Raw genomic sequence first — 26,194 nt, 5'->3', positions numbered from 1 at the left:
AAAGGCATTTGCCTTCCCGCCGTGCAGTTCGTGCAGTGAAGCGAATCCGGCCGCCGCGCGTGCTGGACCGATCTACGCGCTGACCGGGCCGGACGCGGCGAGTGAGTGTGGCCAATCAGCCGATGACGGCCATCGCCGCGCGCCCATCGTGCCGCGAAGCCTGAGGACGTCCGCGCACTTGCCCTCGATCACGTCGAGTGCTTTCGTGGGCGTGAAATCATGCAGGTGCAGGAACCGCAACTGCGCGAACACCTTCTGCCGGGCAGGGTTGGCGTCGTGCTGGCGCATCCGGCCGGCGAGGTCGTCGGCCCGGTTCGACTGTCCCAGCCACCGCACTCGACCCTGAGGATCGGTGATGAGGTAGATCGCGCACACGATGCCCCCTCTGGCCAGCAGCGGGTAGTCGGCGAACGGCATCGGCGTGAGCTGGGCGCGCGTCAGCCAGGGCCCCGCCACTATGGGCAGCTTCGCCACCGCGCGGCCGAGCAGGACCGGCCCCGCGATGAGGCCCGGCTCCGACCTCATTCGGCTGCCTCCTCGGCGTACTTCGCGGACTGCGAGGACTGGAAGTCCGATGCGGTGGCGCCGCCGTACGTCATCGGCGTCAGCAGCGCCATGACGCTCATGATGTCGGCACGGACAGCCACCAGCGCCTTGCTCAACGCCTCGGTGGTCGCGTCGGCGCTGCCGGCCAGCGGAGGGACGCCCGCCTTGTCGCCGGCACGTGTCAGGTTCTCGCCCAGTCGGAAGATCTCGGCCATGACGTCGACGAGGTCGTCGGTCACGGCCTCGACGAAACGGGCCTGCGCCTGCGTGTGCTCGGTGGCCGGGTCGACCGGCTGAGCCGGTGGCGGAGCGGGCGGGGTCGGATCCGACATGCCCGAACCGGACGCCCTGGGCTTGCGGCCGGTGTTCTTGGGGAACGTGGTGTTGAGCCAGTGTCGAGTGGCGGCGGTGCCCTCGACCGGATTGCCGTGCTCGTCGACCTCGCGCGCGGGGAGGTTGAGCTCGGCCGCGTGCGCGAGTTCGCTGAGCAACCCGAAGGCCATCCGTGGCTTCTGCATCAGCGCGAGGCGGTAGTTCGACATGGTCCGCCGCACCTGCCGCTCAAGGCCGGAGTCAGCATCGGGGTCATCGTCGCCACCCGCGGCCTGCGCCCCGATGGATCCGCGGTCGGCTTCGACGAGCCCTGCGTCGGCGAGCCAGTTGATTCCGTGGACGCGCAGGAACTCGCCGAGCGGACCGAAGTCGTTGTCTGCGGCCGCCGAGCGCACGTCCTTCCAGGTCGGCATAATGACCTGGTTCGTGGTCCGGATCGCGTTGGCGGGGAGCGCACCGTCGAGCACGCGCGGGTTCCAGCGTGTGGTGTACCCGTCGGTCACCGCGGCGGCGAACATCCGCAGCCGGTTATTTACGTGCTTGCTCTGAGTCTGGGTGCGGGAGGGCTCGCTCAGCACGCGCCGTGCGAGTCGAGCCTGATCGCTGTCCGGCGGCGGGAACACGATGCCGAACAGCTCGTGGTCACGACGGTCCCGTGCGTCCACAAAAGACTCTCGTGGGCGGGCGTCGGGATCGGGTCCCTCGCCGGCAAGCCACGCGCGCTTCGCCTCGTCGAGCAACTCGTCCGTCTTGTAGGCACGCAGCAGCGCACGAAAGTCAGCGGCGGCCCGGTCGATCAGCCGGTACTCCAGTGGCGGGCGGCGGTGATCACCGCGGTTGGAGTCGAAGACGCTGGAGTGGAAGTCCTCGAGCTTTCCCTTGCCCACCAGCCCGACCACGATCTGCATCGGCACGACGGCGACGAGGGTCGCGTTCCGCGCGGCGTGGTGGCCGTAGTGCGTGGGGTCTTCGTAGGCCTTGCGCAGCAGCTCGGCCAGGGCAGGGACCCAGCGTTCGGGCTGCGGGATCGGCGTCTCCGGCGGAGGCTCCTGCCCCATCGGCCTGCCCGCCGCGATCCACAGCGCCCGCTGCGGCCGGACACCGAAGACGACGTCGAACGGCTTGAGGCCGAACAGCGTCTGCCGGGCGATGCTGCGGTTGGCGCCCTTGGTCGCGGTGAGGTCCACGACCACTCGCTCCCGTCGAGTGCCGTCCTCGGCTGGCTCCCAGATCCGCCGGAGCAACGCCACGTGCGTAGTGGCCTGCTGCTGCCCGACCAACATCATGTCGTCGACCAGTTCGTACTTACGGTCCCCGTTGACCTCGTTCAAAGCGGCGTTCATCGTCGTGAGCAGCGACGCGGTCGTCTCGTACGGGACTGGCTCGGCGGTCGTGATGAACGGAGCGGGGAGCCCCGCCGCGGTCGTGCCGGTGATCAACGGCGGCAGCGTCGGCACCTCCGAGGCGTCGCGACGCAGCGGACTGGTGTAGTGGCTGCGGATCCGTTCGTTGTACTCGCCGGCGTTACCGGCGAAGCCGTGCACATTCGCCGTCAACACCAGCTCTCCGTCGAAGCTGGTGCTCAGCGCGGTGGGCTTCAGCTCGTAGCCCTCACCCTTCTTGATCAGCAGCGACTTCGGGTGCACCACGAACGCCGCGACCCCGCGGCTGACCTCCAGCGGCATGCCCGTACTCACGGACAACGCCTCCGCGAGCCGCTCAGGCCATCCACGCCTGTCGGCGCCGGGATAGGGATTGCGGGAGGACTGGCCGTCCTCGATTCCGTCCTCAAAGGACGGTGAAAGGGTATTCGTATTCGTCATCGTCGTCTCTCGCACTGCGGCCGACCGGCGTGTCACAGGTCATGCCTCGGTGGTACCCAGGCCGACTGGCCAGGGCGGGGGCGCGACGGCCCGACCACCCGCGAGAGGGTGAATCAGTCATCCGATTCCAGCACTCCACAAGCCTTGTGGCACGACCGGATCGGGTTCCCGTTCCGCTTACCTGACCCGGCGCCGCACCTAACTGCCCGTACAGGCTCAGCTAGGCATTGCGGACATCTCCCGACCTGAGGAAACGGCCATTGGGAGAGCGAGAAGGATTACGGCATCGGACCTGATGCGTGGGCTCAGGGTAGATCTCCACGGACCGCGACGCAACTCAACACGTCACCAAGGCGAAATCGCGGCCACCCCCGCCCGGCTCACCCACGAGGTGGCAGATTCCGCTCATGCCCGATGAAGCCGATCACGAAGTGATCATCACTCCTTACAGCCCGAAGTCTCGCCAGGAAGCTGACGTGGTACCTGCCCTCCTGGAGCGCTTCGATGAACCGCCCGCCTTGTCGATCAAGTTCGTACGGTGGGGAGGTTTCAAGGTCGGCCCGTACTCCACCGCGCGGTGGGTGGCCGAGTGCCATGGCGAACCGGTCGGCTTCCTCGCGGCCAGCATCCGGTCGGATGGCGCCCACTACGGCTTGCCTAGTACGCGCTGCGCCCTGTTGGAGGGGATCGCGAAGCTGCGTAAGGAGGACCTGCCGAACTGTCCGCACGCGGACACGCACACCATCGCCTCGAAGCTCATGGACGCGTTCTACGAGTACGCCCGGCAGCGCGGGGCACGCTCGGTCGTCCTCAGTGTCGACCAGGAGGAAACCGGCTTGGCCCGGAGGGAACGAAGGTTTCGCGCGGAGGGCTTCGTCCAGCAGAGCGGGACTACATGGTGGTCGCGCGACACGCCACCCGAGGGCGCCGACAGAGTGAGTGGGTAGAGCCTGGAGTGGCCCGCGAACCGCGGTGGCGAGCTGGGGCACCCGTTGCACGGAAAGGCGTCACGTGGTGCCCGGAGGTGGTTTCTCGCGGACTGCGTCGGTCGACGCTCAGGCTGCGATCGCGGTCGTGCTGCACGCGGAGCACGTGACGTATCCCGTGTTGTGTGATCGCTCGCTGTTACTGCTAGCCTCCCGGCCATGACTTCCTGTGTTCAGATGAACACGGGATCAGTCCCGGGTTTCGGTGTTGGAATGCTTGTTCTTCGGCGACTGCGGCCGCGGCGAAGCCTGAGCCGCACCGACTGGCCAACGGGCGGCATCGCCGAGACGGGCCTAGGGCAAACCCCACGTGCGCGGCATGTCCATCGACACCACGCCGCGCACGGCACCGGCGTCAGGTCCTTCTCGGATGCTCCTGAACGGGTACGTGACTCAGCGTTGGTGTTTCGCCGCGATCGCCGTCAGGTCGAGGCGGAAGAACGCGTCGTCGATCTCCACGGTCACGTCCACGTCGACCCACCTGTCCGCGACGACCCACTGCGGTGACTGGGCGATGTCCGCGGTTCACTACTACTCGGGGGTGCCGCGCGCGATGATCGTCTGATGAGCAGAAGACGCGGCGGGGCGAGTTGGTGGCGACCAGTGCTGGTGATCGTGCTGCCGGTGTTGGCCAGTGCGGCGGCTGCGATCGTGGTGCTGTTCACCAAGCTGGCCCCCAGCACCCCGCCCGACCGGCTCGATACCGTGCGCACCGGGCTGGCCGTCGCCGCCGGGATCGGCGCCCTGATCACCCTGGCGCTGGCCCTACGTCGCCAGCAGGCCACCGAGCACGACGCCACCGAGCGACGCTTGACCGAGCTGTATGTCAAAGCCGTTGATCAGCTCGGGTCAGACAAACCCGCCGTGCGTCACGGCGGGCTCTACGCCCTGGAACGGGTCGCCCAGGACAACCCCGGCCACCGCCAGACCATCGTTGACGTCATCTGCGCGTACTTGCGGGGTCCCTTTACCCTGCCGAGCAGAACAGGCACACCCAGACTCGGCGGACTGCGTGCTCCGAGCCGTCCTGGTCGCGCCGGGCTCGTCGCCCGCCCGACCGCCAAGCCTCCCTCAGCCGTTAGTCACGACGACACCCGTCAGGAACGGGAGGTACGCCTCACTGCACAACGCATCCTGCGCGACCACCTTCAACCCCGCACCCGCACCCGCACCTGGTATCGGTGGTTCCCACGTCCCCGCCAGACCTTCTGGCCCGATATCGACCTCGATCTCACCGACGCCACCCTCATCGACCTCGACTTCGCTTACACCACCGTCCGCACCGCACAGTTCAAGCGAGCGAAGTTCACCGGCGACGCCGGGTTCGACAGGGCTCAGTTCGTCGGCGACGCCGGGTTCGATGAGGCGCAGTTCGACGGCCGCGCCGGGTTCGATAAGGCGCAGTTCGACGGCCATGCCGGGTTCTATGGGGTCCGGTTTGCCGGCGACGCCGAGTTCTACAACACGCGATTCGACGGCGCCGCCAGGTTCGACCAGGCTCAGTTCGACGCCGCCTGGTTCAATGAGGCGCAGTTCGCCGACGACACCGTGTTCAACAAGGCGCAGTTCGCCGGCATCGCCAGGTTCGACAGGGCTCAATTCGCCAGCGTCGCCGAGTTCGGCGAAGCGCGGTTCTCCAGCATCGTCAGGTTCGACACGGCTCAGTTCGCCAGCGTCGCCGGGTTCTCCGAGGCCCGGTTCGACGGCGACGCCGGGTTCATCGAGGCTCGGTTCGCCGGTGCCTGGTTCGATAAGGCGCAGTTCGCCAGCGTCGCCGAGTTCGACAAAGCGCGGTTCTTCGGCATCGCCGAGTTCAACGAGGCCCGGTTCGACGGCGCCGCCGGGTTCGACAAGGCGCAGTTCGACGCCGCCCGATTCAATGAGGCGCAGTTCGCCAGCGTCGCCAGGTTCAGCAACGCGCGGTTCTTCTCCAGCTTCGTCTGGTTCGACAGGGCTCAGTTCGCCGGCGACGCCCGGTTCGACGAGGCGCAGTTCAGCCACACGGTCCCAGAGGAAGTCAAGCCCTACCTACGTCCCAGTAGCGACACCCCACAACAAGACCCGTCCGACAACCCCGACCCCTCCGCTTAGGTCTGCATGGCTGTCCGCTGCACATCCAGGTCTACACGCCGCAGATCAGCGGCTTCTAGACCGCCGACCTAAGCCGAATGAGACGAAGCTGTTCTACTCAGACGAACTATCGATTGCCGGACTAGTTCGTGGACGCTCATGGAACAGACATCTACTGTCCTGTCCGGGCGAACGTGTCGGCGTCCGGACCTAGTTGTCGGTGTGCGGAAGTACTTGTCGGGGCCGAGGGGCTGCCTGGTGAGGATCGGCCCAATGGCCTCACCGCCACTCGCTTGGCCACTGCTTGCGCAACGTGACGCCCAAGGCGTCTACGGCGTCGGCCACGGTGCCGCCCTCCGGTGGGGTACCGCTCAGCGTCCAGGACAACGACCGCCGCCGTAACGTCGCTTCCGCTACCACCCGTCCGATCGCGGCCGGCAGCTGGTAATCCTTGGCGAATTCGATGTCCTGCATGTTCCCGTTCCATCCCCAGACCACCGTCCACAGCGCTGGTGTCAGCTCCTCCGGCGGCAGGCCGGGCTGCTCGGCCGCCTTCTCCGCGAGGTACTCCGCGTCCAACTCTCCACGCATCAACTCGGCCCTAAGCACCAGGTTCGTCATGGGGACACACCTTGCCGTCCAGCGACAAAGGCTCACCCCATACTTCACCCACATATCGCTCTGATCAGCGGCTTTGCCCACGGAATCCGCCAACTGGGCTCAGGCGACTCGATGCCGAACTGTCCGGGCGTAGTTGGTGAGCGCAGGTCAGCGGCGTCGTCTTCCGGCGACCTCGGTCGGACAGGACAGTCGACAACGCAGGAGACGACCATGACGGAGTTCGGCAAGCACCATCAGCACGACCAGCCCATCGCGGGGCTGGCAGTGGTTGACGCTGTGGCCGAAGGTGAAGATCCCGGTGCAGGTGATCGCCGGTCAGCTCATCGGCTGGGCGCTGCGCAAATGGCTCGGATAGGTGGCCCGTTTCGGCGCGGCTGGAATTGCTTCAGCCGTGGGACGGGACACGTCACCGCGGTAGCGCGGCGCACCGATCGAACCGGAGGACCATTGCGGTAGGCCTGAGCCGTGGGGGTGCTCGTACGTGCGGCATCCTCACGCCGTACTCGGCGGCCGTGGTTGTCAACGTGGGCTGATGGCCAAGTTCAAGAACGCGATCGCGGCCGCAGCGGCGCCGGCTCCGACGAAAGTGCCTGGGCGATGTGCTGCCCCGCCCCACGTGGTGAGCGCGATCGCGGCGTCGCCCGCCAGGAGGGCGAGCAGAGGATGAGCGATCATCGTCCTATGTGGATGAGATGGGCCCACGACACCCCAACTGCAGGTGCGACAGGACGGTGACCCAGTTCGGTATCGACCCGAACAGCGCCGTGCCGGTCTGCGTGAGCACTCTTTGCGTGGTCAACACAGCGACCATGGATCTGCCTTGCTGTCGAGCATGAGCATCAACCAGGGCTCAGCGGGTGTTTTCCGTCAAAGATGGATCAATCTGGAGGACTCGGCTGTCGTGCTCGTCTCCGAACGCGTGCGTTTGGTGAAGTCCGGCGATCGCAAATACGCCGTGCTGAAGGCCAAGACCGAGGACCAGGAAGTCGCCGCTCCTATCAGCACTGCTCCCGCCGGTTGGACCCCTTGGTAGAGGGCGAACACAACAATGAGGATCGACATGAGCACTTGAACGATGCCCATCGCAGGAAGCAATGCACTCCTGCGTCGAGATATTCTCACGTCACACGAATGAGCGCCTGCGCTTGTGAGAACGTTTTCTCGCGGCATGACGAGCACGGTGCCCACCGCTGGAGATTCCCGCGGTGGGCCAAACCGCACTGCGGAGTCCTCGCTGCTGGTCGCGTCGTGTCCGGAACTCACGGCGGCTTGATCGAGTTCTGCTTCGTCGCCGGCCAGGTCGAACTCGCATGCTTGCGCGTTTGCGGCAGTGCAGATCGCAAGCCAATGCTCGTGCAGATCCGCTTTCTGAGCGCTTGACAGGGTCCGAACAACGGTGACGGAGGTCCCCGTCAGGTCGGGAATGAGCCCGTCTTCACGGAGCAGCGCAACCAGATCCTGCGGCGCGACTGCCGTCATCGGCGGTACTGCTTGGATCTCCGTCTCGTCGGGCAGCACGACGACATGGTCCGGACGGCGGACAGTGCCGAACCCGGTAAGGCCCTCGACCAATTCCACCCAGCGCGCAACAGGGTCGCTGCATGACGGGTACTCGGCGCTTACCGGATTCCTGCCCAACGCCTCCACCTGACGCTCGAACTGCATGAGCGCGGCACCAAGCCATTCAGCCGGTTCCGCTGGCGGCAGGTCGCCTTGCCTCACCGGTGGCATCAGCTGGATCGGATCCGTCAGCACTCCGCCGGACGGGGAGACCGCCATCGCCGTGCACGCCTCCTGGGCCATGCCGTGACTCATCGCCTTCTCGAACAACACTCGGCGGGCCCGCAGCAGAGTCATCGCTGTGCAGGTCTTGCCGGACTGCTGTGCGCCCACCAGGACGACGATTGAGCGGTCGCGGTGCGCACCGTCCACGAATCGGGGCGTGCAGTAGTCGTCGTCCTCGATCAGCGCGGCTGCTGCCCGCTCGGCGTCCCACGCGTTCGTCAAAGTTCCAGCGACAGCGGATTCGGCGCGCGCAGGTTCCTGCTCACCGAAGAAGAAGACCTCCAGAGCATCCGCGGTGGCGAGGTCGAGCAGCTTCCTTGCGGCAGTTGTCACCTCGTCCAGCTTGGCGATCATCACCGCGCGCTCGACGGTCTGACTTACCGCAGTGGCGAGTTCGACTTGAGCAGCCAGCTCAACGCTCTCGCCCACCAGGAATGTGCCGGCTTCGACGAGCAGCCGGGCCACGGCGTCCCGACTCAAGCGTGACGCGGCCGCCAGCGTTGTCCGGAGTTCGAGAGTGAACTCCGGCGTGAAGAAGTCGCCGGGTACGGCTCCCGGCAGCAGGCTCGACCTGAGTGAAGGTGTTGGCCACGAGGCACGATCGATGTCGATCAACGTGTTGATGAGCTCGGACCAGCGGCGCGTCGGAGGCTCGGATGCCGGAGAGTACCCGGAGCTGGTGTAGTCGATTCCCAGGCGGAAATGGACGTCGTTGAGGGCGAGCAGCGCAGCGCGACTGTAGATGGCGATGCTCTGGTGCGCCGCACGGGCAAGGCCCGTCTCGATGGAGCCCATGAGTGTCACAGTCAGATCGGCCACGCAGCACACTATTCATCCTTCACACGCGCGAGCGCAATCCGGGGTGCGTTAATGTGCGTTCGGGATACGTTAACGAGAGCACGCGGCAGCACACATGCATAGAATCTCCTTGTCGTCAAGGTTCGATACGTTAATCTGCTCGACGTGAGCATCGGATTCGTTGATCGGCAAGTCGAACGGTCCCGAACGCACAGATCTTGCCTGCCGTCAAGGTCTATTACGTTAATGTGCTGCTGACGCCCCAGCGGGTTCGTCAATGAATGACCTCGCGGAGGAGGCTCGGTGATTGGCCCTACACTTTCCGCATGAGCGGCAGCGGTGAAACGCCCACCACTGGAAATGCGCAGCAACCGACCTACCCCGGCGCGGTGACCTACACGAGGGTGCCCTGGCTCCTCGTCTACACCCATGGACCGGGCTCGGAGGAGGTCGCCGACCAGCTCAGCGAGCAGTGCGCCGGCCGAGGCGTCGACCTCGTCGACGTCCGGCCCGTGGACGAGATCCGCTCAAACGACGACGTCGACGGGTACGCCGTCGCCGTCTTCGTGGTGTCCGCGCGGAGCGCCACCAGCCGGGACGCGAAGACAAAACGGCTCGTCGAGGACGCCATGGACCTGTACCGACGTCGCCGCCTCGACGGTCTCAGCGACGTGATCGCGGGCCGGCAGCGGTACGCGTGGGCGGGCGTGATCCTCCTGGTGGTGCTCGATGACCCGACAGCCACCGAGCCGGGGACCGCGCTGACGGCGCTGATGGACAAGGCGTGCGACGTACGCCACATCCGGGCTGGAGACGCCGAGCTCCCCGACCTGTTCGAGGTTTTCGAGGGCAAGGCGGAGGTGCCGCCTCATGCGTCACCCACGCTGCGCCAGATCGACCACGTCGAGGCGCTGTGGGCCGAGGCGCGCGCGTGGGGCGTCGCGACACCGGAGGAGGTGCACCACATCATCCGCCTGATCGACAAGAGGCGCCTCTACTACCGCTCCAAGAAGCACCACGCGGTCGGAGCCCAGCACCCCGACCACCCTGACCGGGGAGCGCTGGACCTGGCGCTCGACCACGTCGACGTCTGGGACGTGTGCCCCGAGGGCATGTCAGAGGCCGACTACGAGCACCGCAAGAGCAACTTCGTCATCACGGGCAGCCGCGCGGTGCGCAAGACCATCGAGCACGTGCAGGCGCAGTACCCGAACTTCAGCCGTCCCGCCGGGCGCGCGGGCACGAAGTACAACCGGCCCGCCTTCCGTGCCATCTACGTCACGTTGCGCGCGCTCCAGCGGCGGCTCGATGCCCGCGACGCCGCTACGCGCGCCGATTAACGTTCCGCCGGGCCCGTTGACGAATCTGTTGACAAACTGGACTGCGTGAATTAACGAGATGGTGAACACTCCGCCCGGCGACGTTGATAAATCCATTGACGCGCCGCCGCTGCGTTCACTTTCGGGATTGTTCACGTGTCGATCGCGCGTGTTAGTAATTGGGTATGACGAAGTGGAACAAGCGCGAGATCGCCCTTTCGATCACGGCGATCGTGCTTTTCGTGGCGACGCTGGTGTTCACCATCATACAGCCGCTGTCCGCACTGGCGATCCCGCCGGTGCTTTACGCCATCGCGAAGCTCATTCAGGCGATCCGGGGCGACGGCGGCAAGGGCACGCCCGCCTGACCTCCAGGGTCACGACCCCTTCAACGCAAAAGCCGCGTGCCTCTCTTCGACGAGCGGCACGCGGCTTTTGCGTGCCCGGCTCCGCCCGCCGACGCCGCGTCTACATCCGATCGATGACCAGTGGCTCTACCCTGCGTCGCTTACCAAACCTGGCGGTCGCGAGGGCCTTGAGCTGCTCGGTGCCGAGCTCGGCGCGGCGGGCCAGGTTGGCGAGGTCGACGAACGGACCGTCGTGGGCGCGGGCGTCGACGATGCGCTAGGACAGCGCCGAGGACATCGGCGGGACGCTGAGCCCGCCGGAGAAGCGTCGAGCCCGACCCGGCCAGCGCCGGCGGGGTCGCCGTGCGCCTCGGGCTCGACGTTGTCCGCATCATCACCACTGACACCGCCCGCGCGATCGTGGTCGTCACCGCGTCGGTCGTGGCGGGCACGGTGGTACCGAACCGGCCTACAGCAGGCTTTCGCCTGCGGGCAGCCGCGCCCGCGGGCCACGTGGTGCACGCGCCAAGCCCTACTTGCCGATCATGTCGTCGCTGTCGTCGTCCCAGATCGACCTGCTGAGGCGCGTTTCCAGTATCTCCACGACCTCATCCAGCCCCGGTGTCCGGGTCGGACGGGGGAGAGCTGCCGCTGGCTCATCCAGACCGGGCCCCGTAGGCAGGTATTCCTCGTCGGAGGCGGTGAAGCCGAGCCGCAGCAGAAGGGGTGCCGGATGGAGATATCCGCCCACCAGTGGGAGGTACCCGGCGGGGTCGGTGCTGCCGTGCGCAAGAACTTCGCGCAGGACCGTGCCGACGGCGCGGGTGGGGCCGTTGAGGCCGAAGTTGGCGAAGAACGCGACTGGCAACCAAACGGTGTTCGGACTGCGCGCAATTCTCAGGAGCGAACGATGCGGTGCCAGGTGCCCTCTCGGTCATCGATCGGTCCGTGGTCGTCGGATATTGCCCAGCCAGCGGGCTAGGCCGAGTTCCCGACCGGATGCTGCACGACTGCCTGTTCGAGCTGGGCGATCTTGTTGAACGTCGCCCCACCGAACCAGGTGATCTTGCCGAACGCCGTCCCGTCGAACCGGGCTTTCCCGGTGAACGTCGCCCGATCGAACCGGGCGGCCCCGGTGAACGTCACCCCGCGGAACCCGGCGGTCTCGGTGAACGTCGCCCCGTCGAACCCGACGGTCTCGGTGAACGTCGCCCGATCGAACCGGGCGGTCTCGGTGAACGTCGCCCCGTCGAACCAGGCTTCGCGAACGTGGCAGCCGTTGAGGTCGAAGTCGATGAGGGTGGCTCCGGTGAGGTTGAGATCGGTGTCTGGCCAGAAGGTCTGGACCGGGTCGTCGCGGCTCGGGCCGGGCTTGAGGTGGAGGGCGAGGATGTGTTGGGCGGTGAGGCGGACCTCGCGCTCTTGCAGGCTCGTGTCGTGACGGGTGCGGGTGGCCTCGTCGGCGTCGTTGGCAGGCCGGTCGCCGGGCAGGATGTAGGGCATACGCAGATAGGCGCACAGCACGTTGACCACGGTGGGGCGTTGGTGGGGGTTGTCCTGGGCGAGGCGTTCCAGGGCGTACAGGCCGGCCAGGCGAACCGGGGCCTTGTCCGACCCGAGCTGTTCGGAGGCCTTGGTGTAGAGCTCGGTGACTCGTCGGTCAGCGGCGTCTTTCTCGGTAGCCGCGGCGACGCGCTCGGCGTGCAGGCGGGTGTGGTCGGCGACGTCGCGTTGGAGTTCGTAAGCACGGGCGACATCGGCCTGGTCGCGTTCTTTCTGGACCAAGCCGACCTCGGTGGCGTGCTGGCGGCGCCAGGCCAGGTAGAGAGCGAAGATTCCGCCGCCGCCGATGCCGATGCTCAGCCCGGTGCGCAGGGCATCGAACCGGGCGGTCACGAGGGCCTGGCCGCTCAGACCGGCGGTCCCAGGCCACCACAATGCCAGCACCACCGCGGCGGTGAACACGAAGATTCCTGCGGCGACCAGCGCGATCGTGCGCGTCGGCATCGGCTGCAGCGGTTGCCGTGTCGAGGACGGTGCGGGCACCGGCAACGCTCCGGGCACCGGCGGCCGGGGTGGCAGGGCGGGAGGTTCGTCGCTCACAGGGTGATCATCGCTGCCAGGGCTGCGCATGTGACGCCCGCACTCGAACACGCGACAGGCCCGGTCGCTCGGGACCGGGCCTGTGCTGCGGAAACCTAGTCGGCAACCCCGAGGGTCGCCAGGAACGGGGCCGGGTCCGGGACGGGGAACCGGTCGGCTCCAAGAGCGTCCAGCGCCATGGTTTCCTTCAGCCAGGGAACACATTCATCCCATTTGAGGAACTGGGCGGCGAGGACGTCGGACCACACGTAGGCGTAGTAGGTCGCGTTGTAGTCACCGGTCAGGGAGTGGCGGAAGAAGCTGCTCAGGTAGCGGGGCGGGAGGCTGTCGGCCAGGCCGGCGGCGGCCAGGACCCGCTGCCGAACTCGTCCACGCTGCCGGTCTCGTCGTCCGGGCCGATGCTGTGCCAGGCAAGATCCAGCAACGCGGTGGCGACGTCTTGGACCATCCGGTAGCCGACACCGTGGCGCGTCGGGATGAGCTCGGTGATCCCGAGGCCGATGGGGATCGGCTCGCCGGTGAGGTGGTGGCGGGCGTAGTGGGTCAGGACGTGGGGGTGTAGCGCCCACATCTCGTGAATGACCGCGGGTGCTTCCACGATGTCGTGGGGAAGGTGAGCGAATCCGCTGTGGGAGGGGTAGCGGACATCGGAGACCATCGCGTGCACGACGTGGCCGATCTCGTGGAACACGGTCACGGCCTGGTCCACGGTGAGCACGACGTCGCCGCCGCCGGGCGGTATCGGGGGCAGGTTCAGGGACATGCACACCAGGGCACGCCGGCCGAGCAGCTGGGACTGGGCGGTGATCTCGGTGGTCCATGCCCCGGCTCGTTTGCCGTCTCGCTGGTGCAGGTCGACCAGGACCATGCCGAGGTGCCGACCGTCCTCGGCAACCGCTTCCCACACGCGCGCACTGGGGACGTGGACGGGAAGGTCGGTGCGCTCGGTGAGGTGCACTGCGTGCAGGTGCTGCACCAGTTTCCGCGCACCGGTCAGGACCGCGGCGAGTGGCAGGTACTCGCGGGCATCACCGGAGTGCCGGTCGGGACGACGGTGGCGTTGCCGGGCCTGCTGGGCCAGGTAGAGCCGGTCGGCGGCGATGCGGCTGTCGGTGAGGACGGCGTCCTCCTCGGCGGCTTTGCCCGCGGCCAGGGGCGCCAGCGCGTGCAGCAGGGCGGTGACGGTCTCGGCTGATCCGGCGGTCTGCCGCGACAGCACCGCCTCGGCGTGGTGAGCGAAGCCCCGCAGCCGGGCGCGGGTCGCCCGCAGCCGGTACAGCTGCACCAGCAGCTCGCGGGTGTCGTTGTCGCCGCCTCGTGAGCACCGCGAGATCGACGCCTCGTGGACGCGGTGCCGCAGGCCTCGGTGCGCGAGTCGGGCCAGGATCGGCTGCACGGTGGGCGCGGCCAGTGTCAGTACCCAGCCGGGAAGGCCACGGTCGGTGGCGGCCGCGGCCGCCACGGCGATCTCGTCGTCGTCCAGGCCTGCGAGTTCGGCGCGGTCGGTGACGTGCACGGCCGCGGCGTGCAACCCGGCCGACATCCGGGCGTCCAGGGCGCGTTCGAGCTCGGCCTCACGGACGTCGAGCACCCGCAGTTCGTGCTGCGCCGCGGGGTCGAGGTGCGCGCCTGCGTCGACGAAGCGGTCATGGATCCGGGTCAGCAGCGCGGTGTCGTGCTGGTCGAGGTCGAGCTTGTCGCGTCGGTCGTGCACGACAACCACGCGCTGATAGAGCTGGGGATCCACCCACGCGGCGGTGTCCTCCGCGGCGAGCAGCGGCGTGATCACCGCGGCCAGTTCCCGACGGGCCGGGGTGATCACGGTCTGCAGCAGCTTCTCTGCACTGATCAAGCCGACACACCGGAGCGGGCTGTGGGCTGCTGCACCGCTCGCAGCCCTCAGGTGGTCGGCGATGCAGCCTCGGAGCGTTCCTACCGCACCTCGGATCTGCTCATCACCTGTGATGTGTTCCGGAACCTCCGGTCATGCCGATGAGCAGACAGGTCAGTATCCCGTCGATGCATGGAAGACCCAAACGCTAAAGATCCACTCCCAGTAACATTCGCGCCAGTAGTCCGATCTACACCTAGGATGGACACCTTTGCAATGACGACAGGAAGTGCGCCATGGCCGGAGTTGTGGTCGTATTCGTACATGGTTTGTTTTCCAGTCCGGCGGTGTGGACGCCTCTCGCCTCCCTGATCGCACTGGATCCAGATCTCGATGACATAGATGTGAAGTACTTTCAGTATGATTCACCCGTGATTAGGCGGTGGCCGACAAGGCGAATACCGAGCATCGACACGCTCGGACTAAGGTTGCGAACCTGGCTATCCAACAATGTGTCCGAGGGCAGTCAAGTCGTGCTTATTTCACACAGCATGGGCGGCCTGGTCGTACAAAACTACTTGGCTAGCGAAGTCGCAGAAGGTAGAGCGAAAGATCTCCAGCGAATATCTTCGGTTGCCATGATCTCTTGCCCGAACGAGGGTTCGGAATTTCTCTCCCTTTTAAGGAAGATGATTCCGCTTTGGAGGCAGCCGCAGGAGCGCTCGCTACGCCCTCTTGAAAAAGAGATAGACAAAACCAGAAGAATAGTCCTTCAGTACGTGGCGTACACACATAAGCTAACGGACAACTCGTGCCCGATTCCAATCTGGGTTTACACGGCAGAGTCAGACGGTATAGTGACACGCAAGTCGGCGCTGAGCATGTTTGATAGTGGCTATTATGGCGCGCTTCCCGGAGACCATAGCAGCGTCATTCAAGTGACAGATCAGACGCATGAAACGTATCGCGCGATCAAGTCAAGGCTGGTAGAGGCTCTTGCATTCGCGACGGCGGCAGATCTCGGAATGTACGCGCGGATGACGCCGGAGCAGATACTTAACGCTCTTCGCGGCCTGCGTGAACGCTGGCAAATAGCGCCCGAGATCAAGTTGTTTCTCGGCTGCGAGTACACCGATCTTCGGCATGCAGTCGACCAGCTCAATCTTCGACCTCAACTTTCAAAGGAAGACTACGAATGGCTATTGCTAGGTGCCCTTCACGATGGCTACCTACCGCAGTCGCTTGTGCCGGAACCAAACAATGCTGCAACACTCACGGCAGCAGAGTTTTGGCTGCGCCGAACGAGTCCCAGGTTTCCGCGGTATCGCGCCGCATTGCTCCTGGAGAGAAGTAGTCTCATCGAGAGGTCGTCCGTCGCTCGGAGCGCAATTTTAGAATCACACGCACTAAACGGCGAAGCCCTTTTGGGGGCTATTGAAACGAGGACGGTAATCGGCCTTATCAACAACGCCATTCGACAACCCGAACTCATGCCAGACTTGAATCTGAAGGCTGAGCGCGACGATCGCGAGCGTCGCAGGTTGAACGACTTTTGGCATGCACTGAATGGCCAGTAGTTGACGCAGTCGCGACTGTGTCGTGTTGATGCGCTCTAACAAACATCGTTATTAAATCAGCTGGGATGCCCCGTGACCGCACTATGCAGTACGCTCACCCAGCGGCCTTGATCAACCTCCCGACCGCCTAACACGACCCGAACGGTCCACAAACCGACCGCACTCTCATTCGGCGAGGCGCGTCCTCTAGATTTGATGTCCAGGAAGGTTGGTCGCGCTCGGTGAGCACTAAGCCGCGCGAACTCGACGAAGACACCCTGACCCGGCGCCGTCGCGTCCTCGGCGTAGACCACCCAACGCCCTGCGCACAGCGCGCAACCTCGTTGCATGCACTCGTCCCGTGCCCGCATACGTGCCCGTTGGATCTGCGCGTACTCCGCCGGGGTCAGTTCGAAGCCTTGCAATGGCAGCGCTACTTGTCCTACGAGCACCGGTGGCTGCTCCTCCGCGCGGCATACGGTTGTGATCAGGAAGAGCAATACCGGCAATGATCTGACGAGCATCGGGCTCCCCAACGAGCGGGTGGCGGGCCCCCGACGAGAACCCGCCACCGTGCCGGCCTCAGATGTAGACCTTGCTGGTGTTGAACACGTAGCCGCTGACGCGGTCAGCCTCCTTCTGGCGAACGCCCAGTTCACCTGACTGAACGGCGCAGCCGAGGTGAACGCCGACGCGCTGCCTACGGGACCGTGGATGACGTGAGCCATCCGTCGCCGTACTTGCCGCACCTGACTACGCAGGTCAGAACCGACTGCGGATTTCGGTATTGCGTAAACGTGAAAGCCCCGCACGGGATCCCAGTGACCGGAAGACTTTCCACGGAAGGCTTTCCACAGAAGGGGGTCTACAGGTTGACCCAAGCGGAGCAGCCCACCCGGTCCTCGCACACCCGGAACTTGGTGATCCGGGATCCGTTTCCCGACCACGGCCCCCAGTTTCCGTCTGCGCCGTTTCCGTCCCACACCGAGTAGTGCCCGCCGTTGAGGGTGTACACGTCTGCGTAGACCCCGTTGTTGTCGTACTCGCCGTCGTAGGCTCGGGCCTGCGTGTCACTGGCTTCCGCCTTGTCAGAACCATGTGAGATCGTGGCGGCGGATGCTGACGTGGAAACCGTGACAACCACTAGCGCAGCCACCCCCAACGCAGTCCCCAGCTTGACCCGTCCGGCGCTGTTCGACGCCCTGACCGTGGCGGTGTGCGTGCTGTCACTGGTGCCACTGCTCTCATTGGCGCGTAAGGAACTGTGCGCCGAGCGCCACGTCACTCCAGCTATGGAGACGAGGTACTTCATGCTGTCCCGGCTCTTTGAGGGTGCTGGTGCAGGCGACGTCCTCGTCAACGCCGACGAGGGTGTCGCGATCATGCTGGTGGGCAACCGCGGCAAGGACGGGGTCGCACGACGGTCGGTCCTGCGGTTCGACCACGCGGAGTTCGACGCGGCCGGACTGGGTGGGACGGCGACGCCGGTGGTGTTCGAGCAGTTCTTCCTCGATCCGGCCCGCCCCGTGGTGCGACACCGGGTCAGCGTGCTCGCCATCAGCCGCACGGAGGGCGGCACAGTCTGCATCGCCGCCATGCCGGCGCGGCGGCGCAAGCGCCGCGACGTCGCGAAGACGGACCGGATGGTGGACCGCCTGGCGGCCGACATCCCGCCGGTGACCGACCTGGACGTACTGATCGACCAGGTCCAGTCGAGCACCGCCCGCGCCTAGACCCTCAAGCGCTGTGTACGGTCGACGGGAGATCAACACGAACGCTGGGGGGCGTCGTCATGTACGAAGATCGGGATCAGCTGCTGCGCATCGCACGGGACGTGGTGGTAACGGCGATGGAGGTTCCGGTCGGTGAGGACCGGATGCTCGTGGCGCTGGAGGCGATCGTGCGGCAGGTCGGTCCGTCGCGGATCGATGCGTTCTGGGTGGCGCTGATCGAGCACAGCATGGAGGCCGTACGGCCGTTCCTCGCCGTCTACGGCGACGAGCTGCTCGCGGCGCAGAAGCACGACGACGACCCGGAAGAGCCCGCGTCGCTGGGTCGGCCGGTGGACATGCTCAACGGGGCGCTCGCCTACGCCACCAAGGGAGACTACGAAGCGGTCGAGGGCGTGATCGAGTGGATGCTCGCACTTGAGGAACACGAGCGGAACACCGCGCTGGCCAACATCGTCCACGCGGCACTGACGCTCGGCCAGATGATGCGATCCCACCACTCAGGCCAGGCGTCTGCCAGTTGACGGCCCGACCCGAGGGCATGAGTGAGCACAGTCGTGGACGAGCGGCGTGATCTGCCACCTGACCGGAAACCGCCGTGTCCCCCCGATCGGGGTAACGCCGTCACCGAGATCATCGCTGCGGTGTTCGCGGAGCTTCGCCGGAACGTCCCCACAGAGCGGCGATCCGGACCAGCAGGGCCCGGTCCAGCACGGCCACCGTAGCCGTCCGGTCTTGGCCCAGCCGGTGGGCCGCCGCGAGCCTCTCCAGATCGCCCATGGCCGCCTGGACCGCCCGTGAAGCTGGGTGTCCCTTGTCGCGAAACTGCCCGCCGCCCCAGGGCAACGCCGTTGCCATCGCGTCTCGAAGTGTCTTGCGAGAAACCAAGTCCGTGGTCTGTGGAGCGAGTTGGAGCAGCAGCGCGGCGACGACGCCCGCGTACTCGTTGAGCTCGAACACGTCGCCGTCGATGTCGATCTCACGCAGGTCCACAAGTGACCTCGTATGTGTAGGTGAGCTGGTCGTGGACGGTGCGGGTGCGGGTGCCTGCAGCGAGCAGTGCGCGGACGCGCGCCACCAGCTCGACATCGGTGGTGACCGCCTCGGTGGCGACATAGTCGTCCTGGAAGCCGGGGTGGTGCCACACCACACGGCCGTCGGCGGTGAGCACCACCGTGCCGACGCTGAACGATGAGACGCCCGGCGTTCCGGGTCGAGTATCCTGGCGGGCCGGCCCTCGACGTGACGGCCGAGCCTCCCCAACTCGGCGAACACCGCGGCGATTTCCAGGGCGTCAGCGCGAACAGCAGCGGCCTCGGCGTCGGCGCGGACCTCCTGCGCGGTCGGCTCGACGATCTCCAGCGTGTACCGGAAGTTCCAGTGCGCCTGATCGGGTGCGTCCCGGTGCCAGTCGAGGTCGCAGGCGTCGTGCTCACTGGTGAACCAGATCTTCCGGCCGACGATCAGGCCGCGACGTCCGTCGCGCAATGTGCGTACGGTGCCGATCCTGCACGCCGCGCTGTTCGCGGTGACCGTGTTCATGTAGGCCGTGCTGACCTCGTGCTGCTGCACGGTGTCGCCGGTGAGGATGCGGCCGCTGTCGGCAATGACCCGGGCGGTGGCTGCTGCTTGTGCCTCGGCTGCCGCGCGGGTCTGCTCCTGCGCCTCGAGGCGCCGCTGCTCGGCCTGCTCGGCCTCGGTGCGTTCCTGTTCGACCCGCTGTTGCTCCACCCACGCGTCCAGCTCGTGCTGCAGAGCGGCGCGGCTTTCCTCACTGGGCAGCGCGAAGCCGTATCTGGCCTGATCCCAAACTGCTCCGAGCTCGCCGGCGCGCTCGAAGAACACGGCGGCGCGGTGCTTACGTGGCACCAGCACCCATCGCCCGGCGTCGAGCACCTGCTGCCTGGCCTCGACGCTGATCCTGTGACGTTCCTGGTCGGCAGTGACCAGTTCCCGTACCCGGTCACGCTTGGCCGGTGTGCCGACCCAGCGGGCGCGCTGGTCCCAGTCCCATCTCGCGCCGAGCGCGATCAGCTCCTGGTCGAGCTGGGAGCCCTTGGGGCAGCGCACGTACGTGCGCCGGCCGATGAGCCACGCGTGGTCGAGCGGAACATCGTCGTGCAGCGGTTTCTCAGTGGACACAGCGGAGGTACTCCTCATGGTCATGGCGGCCGCGCTCGACGCAGGCCTGCCCCGCATGTGCGGGGAGCGATCGGAAACGGATGTCCGTCCGAACACCGATGCGTAACGGAGAACGAGAACACCCCGCTGAAGCGGGGAAAGCAGACGCGCGTGGCGATACACGCGGCGCGCTGTCGACCATCTGTGCAACACCCCCGCGGCAGCGGGGAAGAGCGCCCAGCTTAGCACCAGTCAGTGCGAGCGCGACGCACTGGAGCCTGTCGAGCAGGGCAAGGTCGAGCGGGACTCCGTCCGCCGAGATGAACGCGACGCGGCGATCATCGCGGTGATGCCCTACGCCCACGCACGGGTCGAGGAGTGCGAAGTGCTCGACCTCGACGACGTGGCCATCACCTCGCGCACCGGCGCCATTCGCCTGCGCGGCACCGGGAGACGAGGTCCACGACGTCCCGTTGTCCGCGATCGCCCGGCCTCGGCGTGGTCGCCCAGGCTGAGGTAGCCGGACGCGGCGCGCAGGTGCGCCATCGCCGTGGCCAGCGGACCGGTCGGCTTGGCCGCGCCACCGGGCAGCGCCGTTACCGGGTGGCGGGTTTCGCCTGTACCGGGGGACACGGTGGCGGTGAAGGTGGTCAGCACCGCGTCGGCCGCCTCGTCGGCCCGCTGGTCCGGCGCGGCCACCGCGGTGTCGGCCGCGGCTGCCAGCATCGCGATCGAGTCGGCGTCCTTGGGCGGTTCGGTGGTCACGGTCAGCTACGCCAGTTGAGCGCCGGTGACTCGTGGCATGCCTGGTCTCGGGCGGGCACCGGCGTTGCCGGGTTGAGGATCGTTCGTGACAACTGCGTCGTCCCGGACGACGGAATCGCCGGTGCCCACGCTGATCGTCGACGCGGCGCGGTGTGACGGCGACCGCCTGACCGGTGGACCGGTCGTGCGTGTGGCGGTGTGCCTGCGCGAGTTCGGTCAGTATTTCCAGGTCGTGCCGGTGCCGCGGTACTGCTCGACCGGGATCGGGGTGACGCCGGCGCGCATCCGGTCGGTGTAGAGCAGGCCGTGCAGGTGGTCGACCTCGTGGCGCACGAGGCGTGCGACACCGCGGTGGAAGACGGTGATCTTAGTGTCGCCGTCGACGGTGGTGTGCTCGACGTGGATGATGTGCGCGCAGGGGACCTGGCCGCGGACGTCGAAGAACGACAGGCACCCTTCGTAGTGCTCGTCGACCTCGCCGGCGGACTCGATGATGGTGGGGTTGAGCAGGGTGATCGTCTCGCCGTCAGGGGTGCGCACGATCGCGGCGGCCCGGTCGACGCCGATCGCCATTTTGTACCGACCCAAAAGAACAGTCGGCGGTACGCCAGAATGGCCATCGAGAGCTGTGATCGTTCGCGGCGGTCGATCTTGGAAGAGGGGAAACCGGTGAGGGTCAAGGACGTCTACCTGCTTGCGTTGCACGAACCGTATGTGTCACCGCAACATCCTGTGCCGATCAACGCAACGATCGTGCATGCGTTGACCTTGCTGCACCCGGCGGTGCCACAGCCCGACGGTGGCAGGATCTACCGATGCCTCACCGAGTTTCCTGGTCGCACATCCGGCTGCCTCGTTCCGTTGTCGACATTGACCTTCGAGCTCGATGGCGGACGCCTCTGGTCGCAGGTCGGTGATTGGGAAACCACCGTGGACGCGGTGGTCGGTCTCGCCCGCAGCCAAGGCTGCGATGCGATGCCACTGGGGCTGCCTCAGCTGACGGCTCTGCTCGTAGGCAGCGGACCGAACACTGTTCACGAGCTGTACCACCCTGACGGCTCACGTTCCCAGGCAGGACCAGACGACCGCCAGCAGCACTTGGACGAGCTGACCGGACATATTCGCCAGTTCGTCGCGGAAGGTCCCTTCTGGCCGGGTGAACCGCTCGTCTCGCCTCCAGCCGAACCGCGGGCAATGCCATACCTGCCCTACAGCGGCAGATAGGCGGCAATGGGACGATTCGTCTTGCGCGAAGTGCGGCCGAGTTCGGCGAGCACGATGAGGTTGGCACGGTTGTCGTAGCCATCGGCGGGAACCTCGAGGACGCTTACGTGGCCCGGCATTGGGTATTGGACAACATCACGGCCGGGTCGAAGGCGACTTCGACCGGCTCGGTGACAGTCGCCGTGCCCGCGACCAGTACGGCCGGGCCGATCGGCGGGGTGATCCGCGGGTGGGCCTGCTCGTCGAGCGAGTCCACCCGCGGCACCTTAACCGCCCTGGATCAGCGCAGCGCGGTTAGTGGGGCGGCTTCATGAACCACCCCCTGAGGAAGCCGCCGACGAAGGTGCCGATCGTGCCGAGCAGGCCGCCGTTCCCGGGTTGCATCCGGTAAGTGCCCTGGGCAAGGCCGTTGGTCAGCCTCAACCGCCAGTTGTGCCGCCAGGATGCCACCTCGAGAACGCCTCGCCAGAACAGCTTGATCGTCGTCTTGCGCAGCCACACCGCCCCGTTGCCGATGCCGCGGATGACCGTCTTGGTGGCCCTGGCCACGGGACCGATCATTCTGCGGATCCAGCCCCACCGCTTGCCATCGAGGTCCTGCTTGTTGAGCGGGTCAGCGACGACGTAGTCGTAGTCGTTGGCGGAGCCGCCCTCGATCGGGTCCACCGACAGGAACCGGCCGAGCAGTGGCAGGTAGGGCCGGGCGCCCATCTGCACCAGGGCCAGCGCACCGGCGTGTTCGTAGGGGCGTTGGTGCTGGCCCAGCCACCCGTTGTCCAGCTGGCCCGGCTGGTTGTCGGGAACGTTGTCCGGGGCGGCGGTGCCGTCGGCTGCCAGCGGTTCGCCGAACGGGCTGTACTCATGCACCTGACCGGTTCGCTTGCCGGCCGCATCCGTTTGCAGGAACAGGTTTCCGCGCACGGAAGCGTGGTCCCAGCTCGGCTGTCCGCCGGGCTTCACAGTGTGGATAACGCCACCGGGTAACAAGAACGTCCTGGTGAGAATCGCGCCGCTCGCATCGAGTGCAAGATCGGACGTGTCACCCTCCGCGGTGTACCCGTAGCGTACGACCGCCTGTTGATCACTTGAGCTCGCGGTCCGCCGGATGATCCGGTCGGTCGCGTCGTTACGACAGGAGGACTGGCAAAGGCACTTCGGCGATCTGGCGTTTCAACCAACTTGCTGAGCCACGCGGTCCTGACCGGGCTCGCCGAGGTCAGCCGGATGGTGCAGGTGGACACGAAGCCGGTCGCCGACAGTGGCTAGGTTCTGTGCTCTTGCGGTCACCCTCGCCACCGACCAGGCGTTCGGCGGCCGGGAGCTGGGGTTGAACGCGCCGGGACCGACTGGTCGGCTTCGCCGCCCCGTGCGGCCGCAGTCGTGCTCCATGCCAGTGTCGGCACGGCAGGTGGTGAGCACTTGACAGTCCAAAATTCAGGGCTGTAGCCGTGCCCACGGCGTCTTGAGCCGTCCGGTGCTGACCGAGATCCGTTGTGGAGACGAGTCCGGCAGTTGCGGCGGGCCGAACCATTGGCCAGTGCCGCTGGTTTCGTCGAGCGGGTTCTGCTGCGAAGTCGGCGCCTGTGTTGCCAGCGGCCGCAGGCCCGGGACAGACCTGATTGCGCACCCGACAGAAATCAGGTGCGGATAGTTGGAGGAACCAAAACTGAGGCTGCCCAACCGATGACGCGGGCACGCTCGGCCGGTGTGAACTCATGCTCGGTGCGGGTCTGAACGTCGTCGGCGGTGGCCAAGTACAGACATGCCGCCATTGCGCAACCTCAAGGCCTGATTTCAGCCGCAGTTGTCCACAGACGGCGAGTTGTCCACAGGTTCCCGCAACACGCGAGACGTGAGCCACTGGCAGGCCTCAGGCTTGCCGCTGTTGAAGGGCGGTTCGCGTGTGACGCTGTCGTCTGGCACCATTGGGCGTGGGAGTCACGGAATCGCACTATCGCACTTAATTCCGTGTGGCTCGCCCCCTTCAACACCTGTTGCGTTGGATTGAAGGGAATTTGCCCATGTGGGCCTGGTTGATCGGCGGTTACGCCGTGGTGCTCGCGTTGCTCATCGGATTCGCCGGATTCGTGGCGTCCTGGGTGGACGACGAGAAGAAGCGGGCCGACGCGTTCAAGGTCGTTAAGCTGCTGGTAGTGGCCGTCACCGGCTCGGGTGGCCTGTTCGCCGCGGCGATGGCCTTGCATCAGGCAGGCTTGCTGTGACGACCGCCAGCAGTGGGTGAGCTCGGCGTCTGGTCCTTGGCCGGTCGGCCGCCGATCGGGGCGCACGCCAAGTTCTGCGGGCAGTCCAAGCTAGTCATTCGGGCTGAAATGGGAAGTGCGGGCACAATCGTCGTTGTGCCACACGACTACGTGCCCGAGTCGCAGACCGTTTCCGAAGGCGGCCAGGAGTACGCCGCCGAGCCGGACGTGGTGCCGTCCACCACCACGACCAACAACGCCGCGGATGTGTACGGCAACCTGGTGCAGGCCGGGAACATCCACGGTGGCGTCCACCTGTACTTGTCCGACAAGCTGGCTGCCGCGGACGCGGCCATCCAGGCCCCCCGCGCGGAGGAGCCGAGGTACACCGTCGGCGGCGGAGGTCCTGTGTGGGGCCGGATATTCCAGCAGGCCGTCCGCGACCTCGCCGAGCATGGTGTGACGCTCGGCGACCCGGTATCCGATGCCGACCCGATCGGCCCCGGCGTGGCGCAGCATTTCCGGGCGCCGGGGCACCAGGCGGGCTGGGTGCTGTGCGCCCAGCCCCGGCACCAGCCCGTCGCGGTCGCCGAAGAGATCTGGCAGGCGCTGTGCGAGCAGGGCAGCGGTGCTCCGGACGGCGACGCGGTGGGCGCGCTCGGATTCCCCGCCGGAGTCGCCGCGGTCACCAACGTCGTCGACAGGGATGTCCCGGCGGTGCCCTTGACCGGCGGCCGCTGGGGCCGCGGTCGGCTGGTGCGCGACCCTGTCTCCGGCGGTCGGGGCTGGCAGTGGGCACCCGACCCAGTCGCCAGCACGACGACGTCGGCGGCGACGCGCAACTGGACCGGCTCGCCGACCCCGCCACAGCTGCGGGCGCGGGTGCTGGCGATCCTGCCGTTCGCCGACGCCGACTCCGCCAGGATCACCCCCGACCGGATGGCCGCGGTGCTCCCCAGTCTCGCTTTCAGCGCGCTGGCCGGGTTCACCACGAACCTGTCGCGCCGGCGCGGCGGCGAGTTGCCCGCGGGCGTGTGGCGGCCGGGCGCCAACGGCAACGCCAGCGACCGGCTCAGCCACACCTGCAAAATCACCGGGCCGGACGGGGAGCTCGCGCTGTCAGCCGAGGTGATGATGACGCTGCCGCCGACGTCGCGCAGTTCCGCGGTCGTCACCTGCGCCGAGGTGCGCGTCGAGAACTTCGACGCCTGGGCGAAGGCCCTGCGCGATCCCGTGTCGGATCTGCTCTGGTCGGTGGACGACCTGGTCGAGTTCTTCGTCGCGGCCTGGGACACCGCGACCGAGCTGCTGCCCCAGCTGATCGACGGCGTCGAGAACGGCTCGTCGACGCGGGTCCGGTGGGGCGGAGTTCCGCAGGTCGAGCTGTCGATCGGCGCCGAGTCGCGACATGACCAGCCGACCGGAGAACAGCTGGTACTGGCCGACGTCCTCGACCTAGACCCGTTGGGGCCGAGCGATCGCCGTGATCAGCTGACCGGGCTGTTCGTCTCGGTGCCCTCGGTGCCGGGGCTGGAGGCGGACTCGCGGCGTCGCGTGCTCCGGTCGGTGCTGGTCGAGATGGCGCACCGCTTCGGCTTCATGCAGGTCCGGGAAGACACCTTCTGACCCGCGACGCCGGCCAGGACGGCGGCCCGGCCGTTAGCGCGATCGAGCCGTCAGCGCGGCGTTTGCAAGCCATCCCGGACCGGGTCGAGAGCGATGCAGAGGATGAGGCCAAGGAGCGACGGCGTCTCGGCGCCGATCGGATGGTCACCGAGGAAACGGAGCAGGACACCTGACGCAAGGGCGTGCAGACCGGTCACCCAGGTGTTGCAGCTCGACTTCGATGCCGATGAACGCCGCGAAGTCCTCGCCCGCCACCAGGCCTGCGCCGTTCGCGGGGGCGTCCGGCGTGCCGACGTCCAGATCCACAGGCACCCTCGCTGCAAGCGCCCACGACCATCGGCACACCGGCAGTGGACTGACCCTGCCGGCGCTGACGGCGTTGTTCGTGCGGTCGGACTCGGTCGTCACG

Annotated in this window: 23 protein-coding genes; 11 read left to right on the top strand and 12 right to left on the bottom strand. The window is 66.7% G+C overall.

The genetic code is table 11. The annotated features are described in order from the left end of the window. Positions 1–72: 72 nt before the first annotated feature. Positions 73–525, bottom strand: a complete 453-nt coding sequence (locus ADL03_RS06730; protein WP_053732486.1) for a hypothetical protein — start codon at positions 523–525, stop codon at positions 73–75. After that, a complete protein-coding gene (locus ADL03_RS06725) occupies positions 522–2,576 on the bottom strand; it encodes a hypothetical protein (protein ID WP_157528191.1) in 2,055 nt (684 codons plus the stop codon). The genes ADL03_RS06730 and ADL03_RS06725 overlap by 4 nt, the downstream gene beginning before the upstream one ends. A gap of 533 nt (positions 2,577–3,109) precedes the next feature. On the opposite strand from ADL03_RS06725, the gene ADL03_RS06720 reads away from it, so the two are divergent. From ADL03_RS06720 to ADL03_RS06710, 3 genes are all read left to right on the top strand, one after another. Next, positions 3,110–3,649 carry a GNAT family N-acetyltransferase gene (locus ADL03_RS06720; RefSeq protein ID WP_082372937.1) on the top strand — a complete coding sequence of 180 codons (540 nt, stop codon included), beginning with the start codon at positions 3,110–3,112 and terminating at the stop codon, positions 3,647–3,649. A 358-nt stretch (positions 3,650–4,007) separates the two neighbouring features. Further along, positions 4,008–4,253, top strand: coding sequence for a hypothetical protein (locus ADL03_RS06715; RefSeq protein WP_157528188.1), 246 nt, complete (start codon positions 4,008–4,010; stop codon positions 4,251–4,253). A gap of 38 nt (positions 4,254–4,291) precedes the next feature. Further along, positions 4,292–5,779 carry a pentapeptide repeat-containing protein gene (locus tag ADL03_RS06710; protein ID WP_053732482.1) on the top strand — a complete coding sequence of 496 codons (1,488 nt, stop codon included), beginning with the start codon at positions 4,292–4,294 and terminating at the stop codon, positions 5,777–5,779. Between the two features lie 258 nt (positions 5,780–6,037). Here ADL03_RS06710 and ADL03_RS06705 read toward each other — a convergent pair whose 3' ends face one another. Next, entirely contained in the window at positions 6,038–6,379 is a 342-nt protein-coding gene (locus ADL03_RS06705) for a hypothetical protein (RefSeq protein ID WP_053732481.1), read from the bottom strand. 867 nt (positions 6,380–7,246) lie between these two features. Further along, positions 7,247–8,983, bottom strand: coding sequence for a hypothetical protein (locus tag ADL03_RS06700; RefSeq protein ID WP_053732480.1), 1,737 nt, complete (start codon positions 8,981–8,983; stop codon positions 7,247–7,249). A gap of 305 nt (positions 8,984–9,288) precedes the next feature. On the opposite strand from ADL03_RS06700, the gene ADL03_RS06695 reads away from it, so the two are divergent. Further along, positions 9,289–10,302, top strand: a complete 1,014-nt coding sequence (locus tag ADL03_RS06695; RefSeq protein ID WP_157528185.1) for a hypothetical protein — start codon at positions 9,289–9,291, stop codon at positions 10,300–10,302. Positions 10,303–10,466: 164 nt separating this feature from the next. Next, on the top strand, positions 10,467–10,649 hold the full coding sequence (locus ADL03_RS06690) for a hypothetical protein (RefSeq protein ID WP_053732478.1): 183 nt from the start codon (positions 10,467–10,469) through the stop codon (positions 10,647–10,649). 511 nt (positions 10,650–11,160) lie between these two features. On the opposite strand, the gene ADL03_RS06685 is transcribed toward ADL03_RS06690, so the two are convergent. From ADL03_RS06685 to ADL03_RS06675, 3 genes are all read right to left on the bottom strand, one after another. Continuing rightward, entirely contained in the window at positions 11,161–11,496 is a 336-nt protein-coding gene (locus tag ADL03_RS06685; protein ID WP_053732477.1) for a hypothetical protein, read from the bottom strand. A 110-nt stretch (positions 11,497–11,606) separates the two neighbouring features. Beyond that, positions 11,607–12,731 (bottom strand): pentapeptide repeat-containing protein, encoded by a 1,125-nt coding sequence (locus tag ADL03_RS06680; RefSeq protein WP_053732476.1) that lies wholly within the window; start codon positions 12,729–12,731, stop codon positions 11,607–11,609. Positions 12,732–13,035: 304 nt separating this feature from the next. Next, positions 13,036–14,583, bottom strand: coding sequence for a M3 family metallopeptidase (locus ADL03_RS06675; RefSeq protein ID WP_053732475.1), 1,548 nt, complete (start codon positions 14,581–14,583; stop codon positions 13,036–13,038). Positions 14,584–14,858: 275 nt separating this feature from the next. Between ADL03_RS06675 and ADL03_RS46660 the strand changes: the two genes are divergently transcribed. The 3 genes from ADL03_RS46660 (at position 14,859) to ADL03_RS06660 (ending at position 18,372) form a co-directional block, all read left to right on the top strand. Continuing rightward, the gene (locus ADL03_RS46660) at positions 14,859–16,139 is read left to right on the top strand and encodes a triacylglycerol lipase (protein WP_157528179.1); all 1,281 of its coding nucleotides are present in this window, start codon (positions 14,859–14,861) and stop codon (positions 16,137–16,139) included. Between the two features lie 1,154 nt (positions 16,140–17,293). Beyond that, on the top strand, positions 17,294–17,851 hold the full coding sequence (locus tag ADL03_RS06665) for a hypothetical protein (RefSeq protein ID WP_157528176.1): 558 nt from the start codon (positions 17,294–17,296) through the stop codon (positions 17,849–17,851). A gap of 59 nt (positions 17,852–17,910) precedes the next feature. After that, positions 17,911–18,372: a hypothetical protein gene (locus ADL03_RS06660; protein ID WP_053732472.1), complete on the top strand. Its 462-nt coding sequence runs from the start codon at positions 17,911–17,913 to the stop codon at positions 18,370–18,372. Positions 18,373–18,481: 109 nt separating this feature from the next. On the opposite strand, the gene ADL03_RS06655 is transcribed toward ADL03_RS06660, so the two are convergent. The 3 genes from ADL03_RS06655 to ADL03_RS06645 form a co-directional block, all read right to left on the bottom strand. Continuing rightward, a complete protein-coding gene (locus ADL03_RS06655) occupies positions 18,482–19,990 on the bottom strand; it encodes a hypothetical protein (RefSeq protein WP_157528173.1) in 1,509 nt (502 codons plus the stop codon). 333 nt (positions 19,991–20,323) lie between these two features. Further along, complete coding sequence (locus tag ADL03_RS06650) at positions 20,324–20,734, bottom strand: hypothetical protein (RefSeq protein WP_053732470.1); 411 nt, start codon at positions 20,732–20,734, stop codon at positions 20,324–20,326. 216 nt (positions 20,735–20,950) lie between these two features. Beyond that, positions 20,951–21,307, bottom strand: coding sequence for a peptide deformylase (locus ADL03_RS06645; protein WP_053732469.1), 357 nt, complete (start codon positions 21,305–21,307; stop codon positions 20,951–20,953). A 96-nt stretch (positions 21,308–21,403) separates the two neighbouring features. Here ADL03_RS06645 and ADL03_RS45115 point away from each other — a divergent pair, with 96 nt between their 5' ends. Then, on the top strand, positions 21,404–21,958 hold the full coding sequence (locus ADL03_RS45115) for a hypothetical protein (RefSeq protein WP_082372935.1): 555 nt from the start codon (positions 21,404–21,406) through the stop codon (positions 21,956–21,958). Positions 21,959–22,061: 103 nt separating this feature from the next. On the opposite strand, the gene ADL03_RS46655 is transcribed toward ADL03_RS45115, so the two are convergent. Together ADL03_RS46655 and ADL03_RS48200 are read right to left on the bottom strand one after the other, a co-directional pair. Further along, positions 22,062–22,214 carry a hypothetical protein gene (locus ADL03_RS46655; protein ID WP_157528170.1) on the bottom strand — a complete coding sequence of 51 codons (153 nt, stop codon included), beginning with the start codon at positions 22,212–22,214 and terminating at the stop codon, positions 22,062–22,064. A gap of 38 nt (positions 22,215–22,252) precedes the next feature. Then, entirely contained in the window at positions 22,253–22,879 is a 627-nt protein-coding gene (locus ADL03_RS48200) for an RHS repeat domain-containing protein (protein WP_082372943.1), read from the bottom strand. Between the two features lie 1,100 nt (positions 22,880–23,979). Between ADL03_RS48200 and ADL03_RS06635 the strand changes: the two genes are divergently transcribed. Both ADL03_RS06635 and ADL03_RS06630 read left to right on the top strand, forming a co-directional pair. Next, positions 23,980–24,180 carry a hypothetical protein gene (locus tag ADL03_RS06635; RefSeq protein ID WP_053732467.1) on the top strand — a complete coding sequence of 67 codons (201 nt, stop codon included), beginning with the start codon at positions 23,980–23,982 and terminating at the stop codon, positions 24,178–24,180. 135 nt (positions 24,181–24,315) lie between these two features. Then, complete coding sequence (locus tag ADL03_RS06630; RefSeq protein ID WP_053732466.1) at positions 24,316–25,785, top strand: hypothetical protein; 1,470 nt, start codon at positions 24,316–24,318, stop codon at positions 25,783–25,785. Positions 25,786–26,194 lie beyond the last annotated feature (409 nt).

It is taken from the genome of Nocardia sp. NRRL S-836 (assembly GCF_001279525.1).
GTDB lineage: Bacteria > Actinomycetota > Actinomycetes > Mycobacteriales > Pseudonocardiaceae > Lentzea.
The sequence above is the reverse complement of the archived record's forward strand: the minus strand, read 5'-3'. Positions and strand labels throughout refer to the sequence as shown.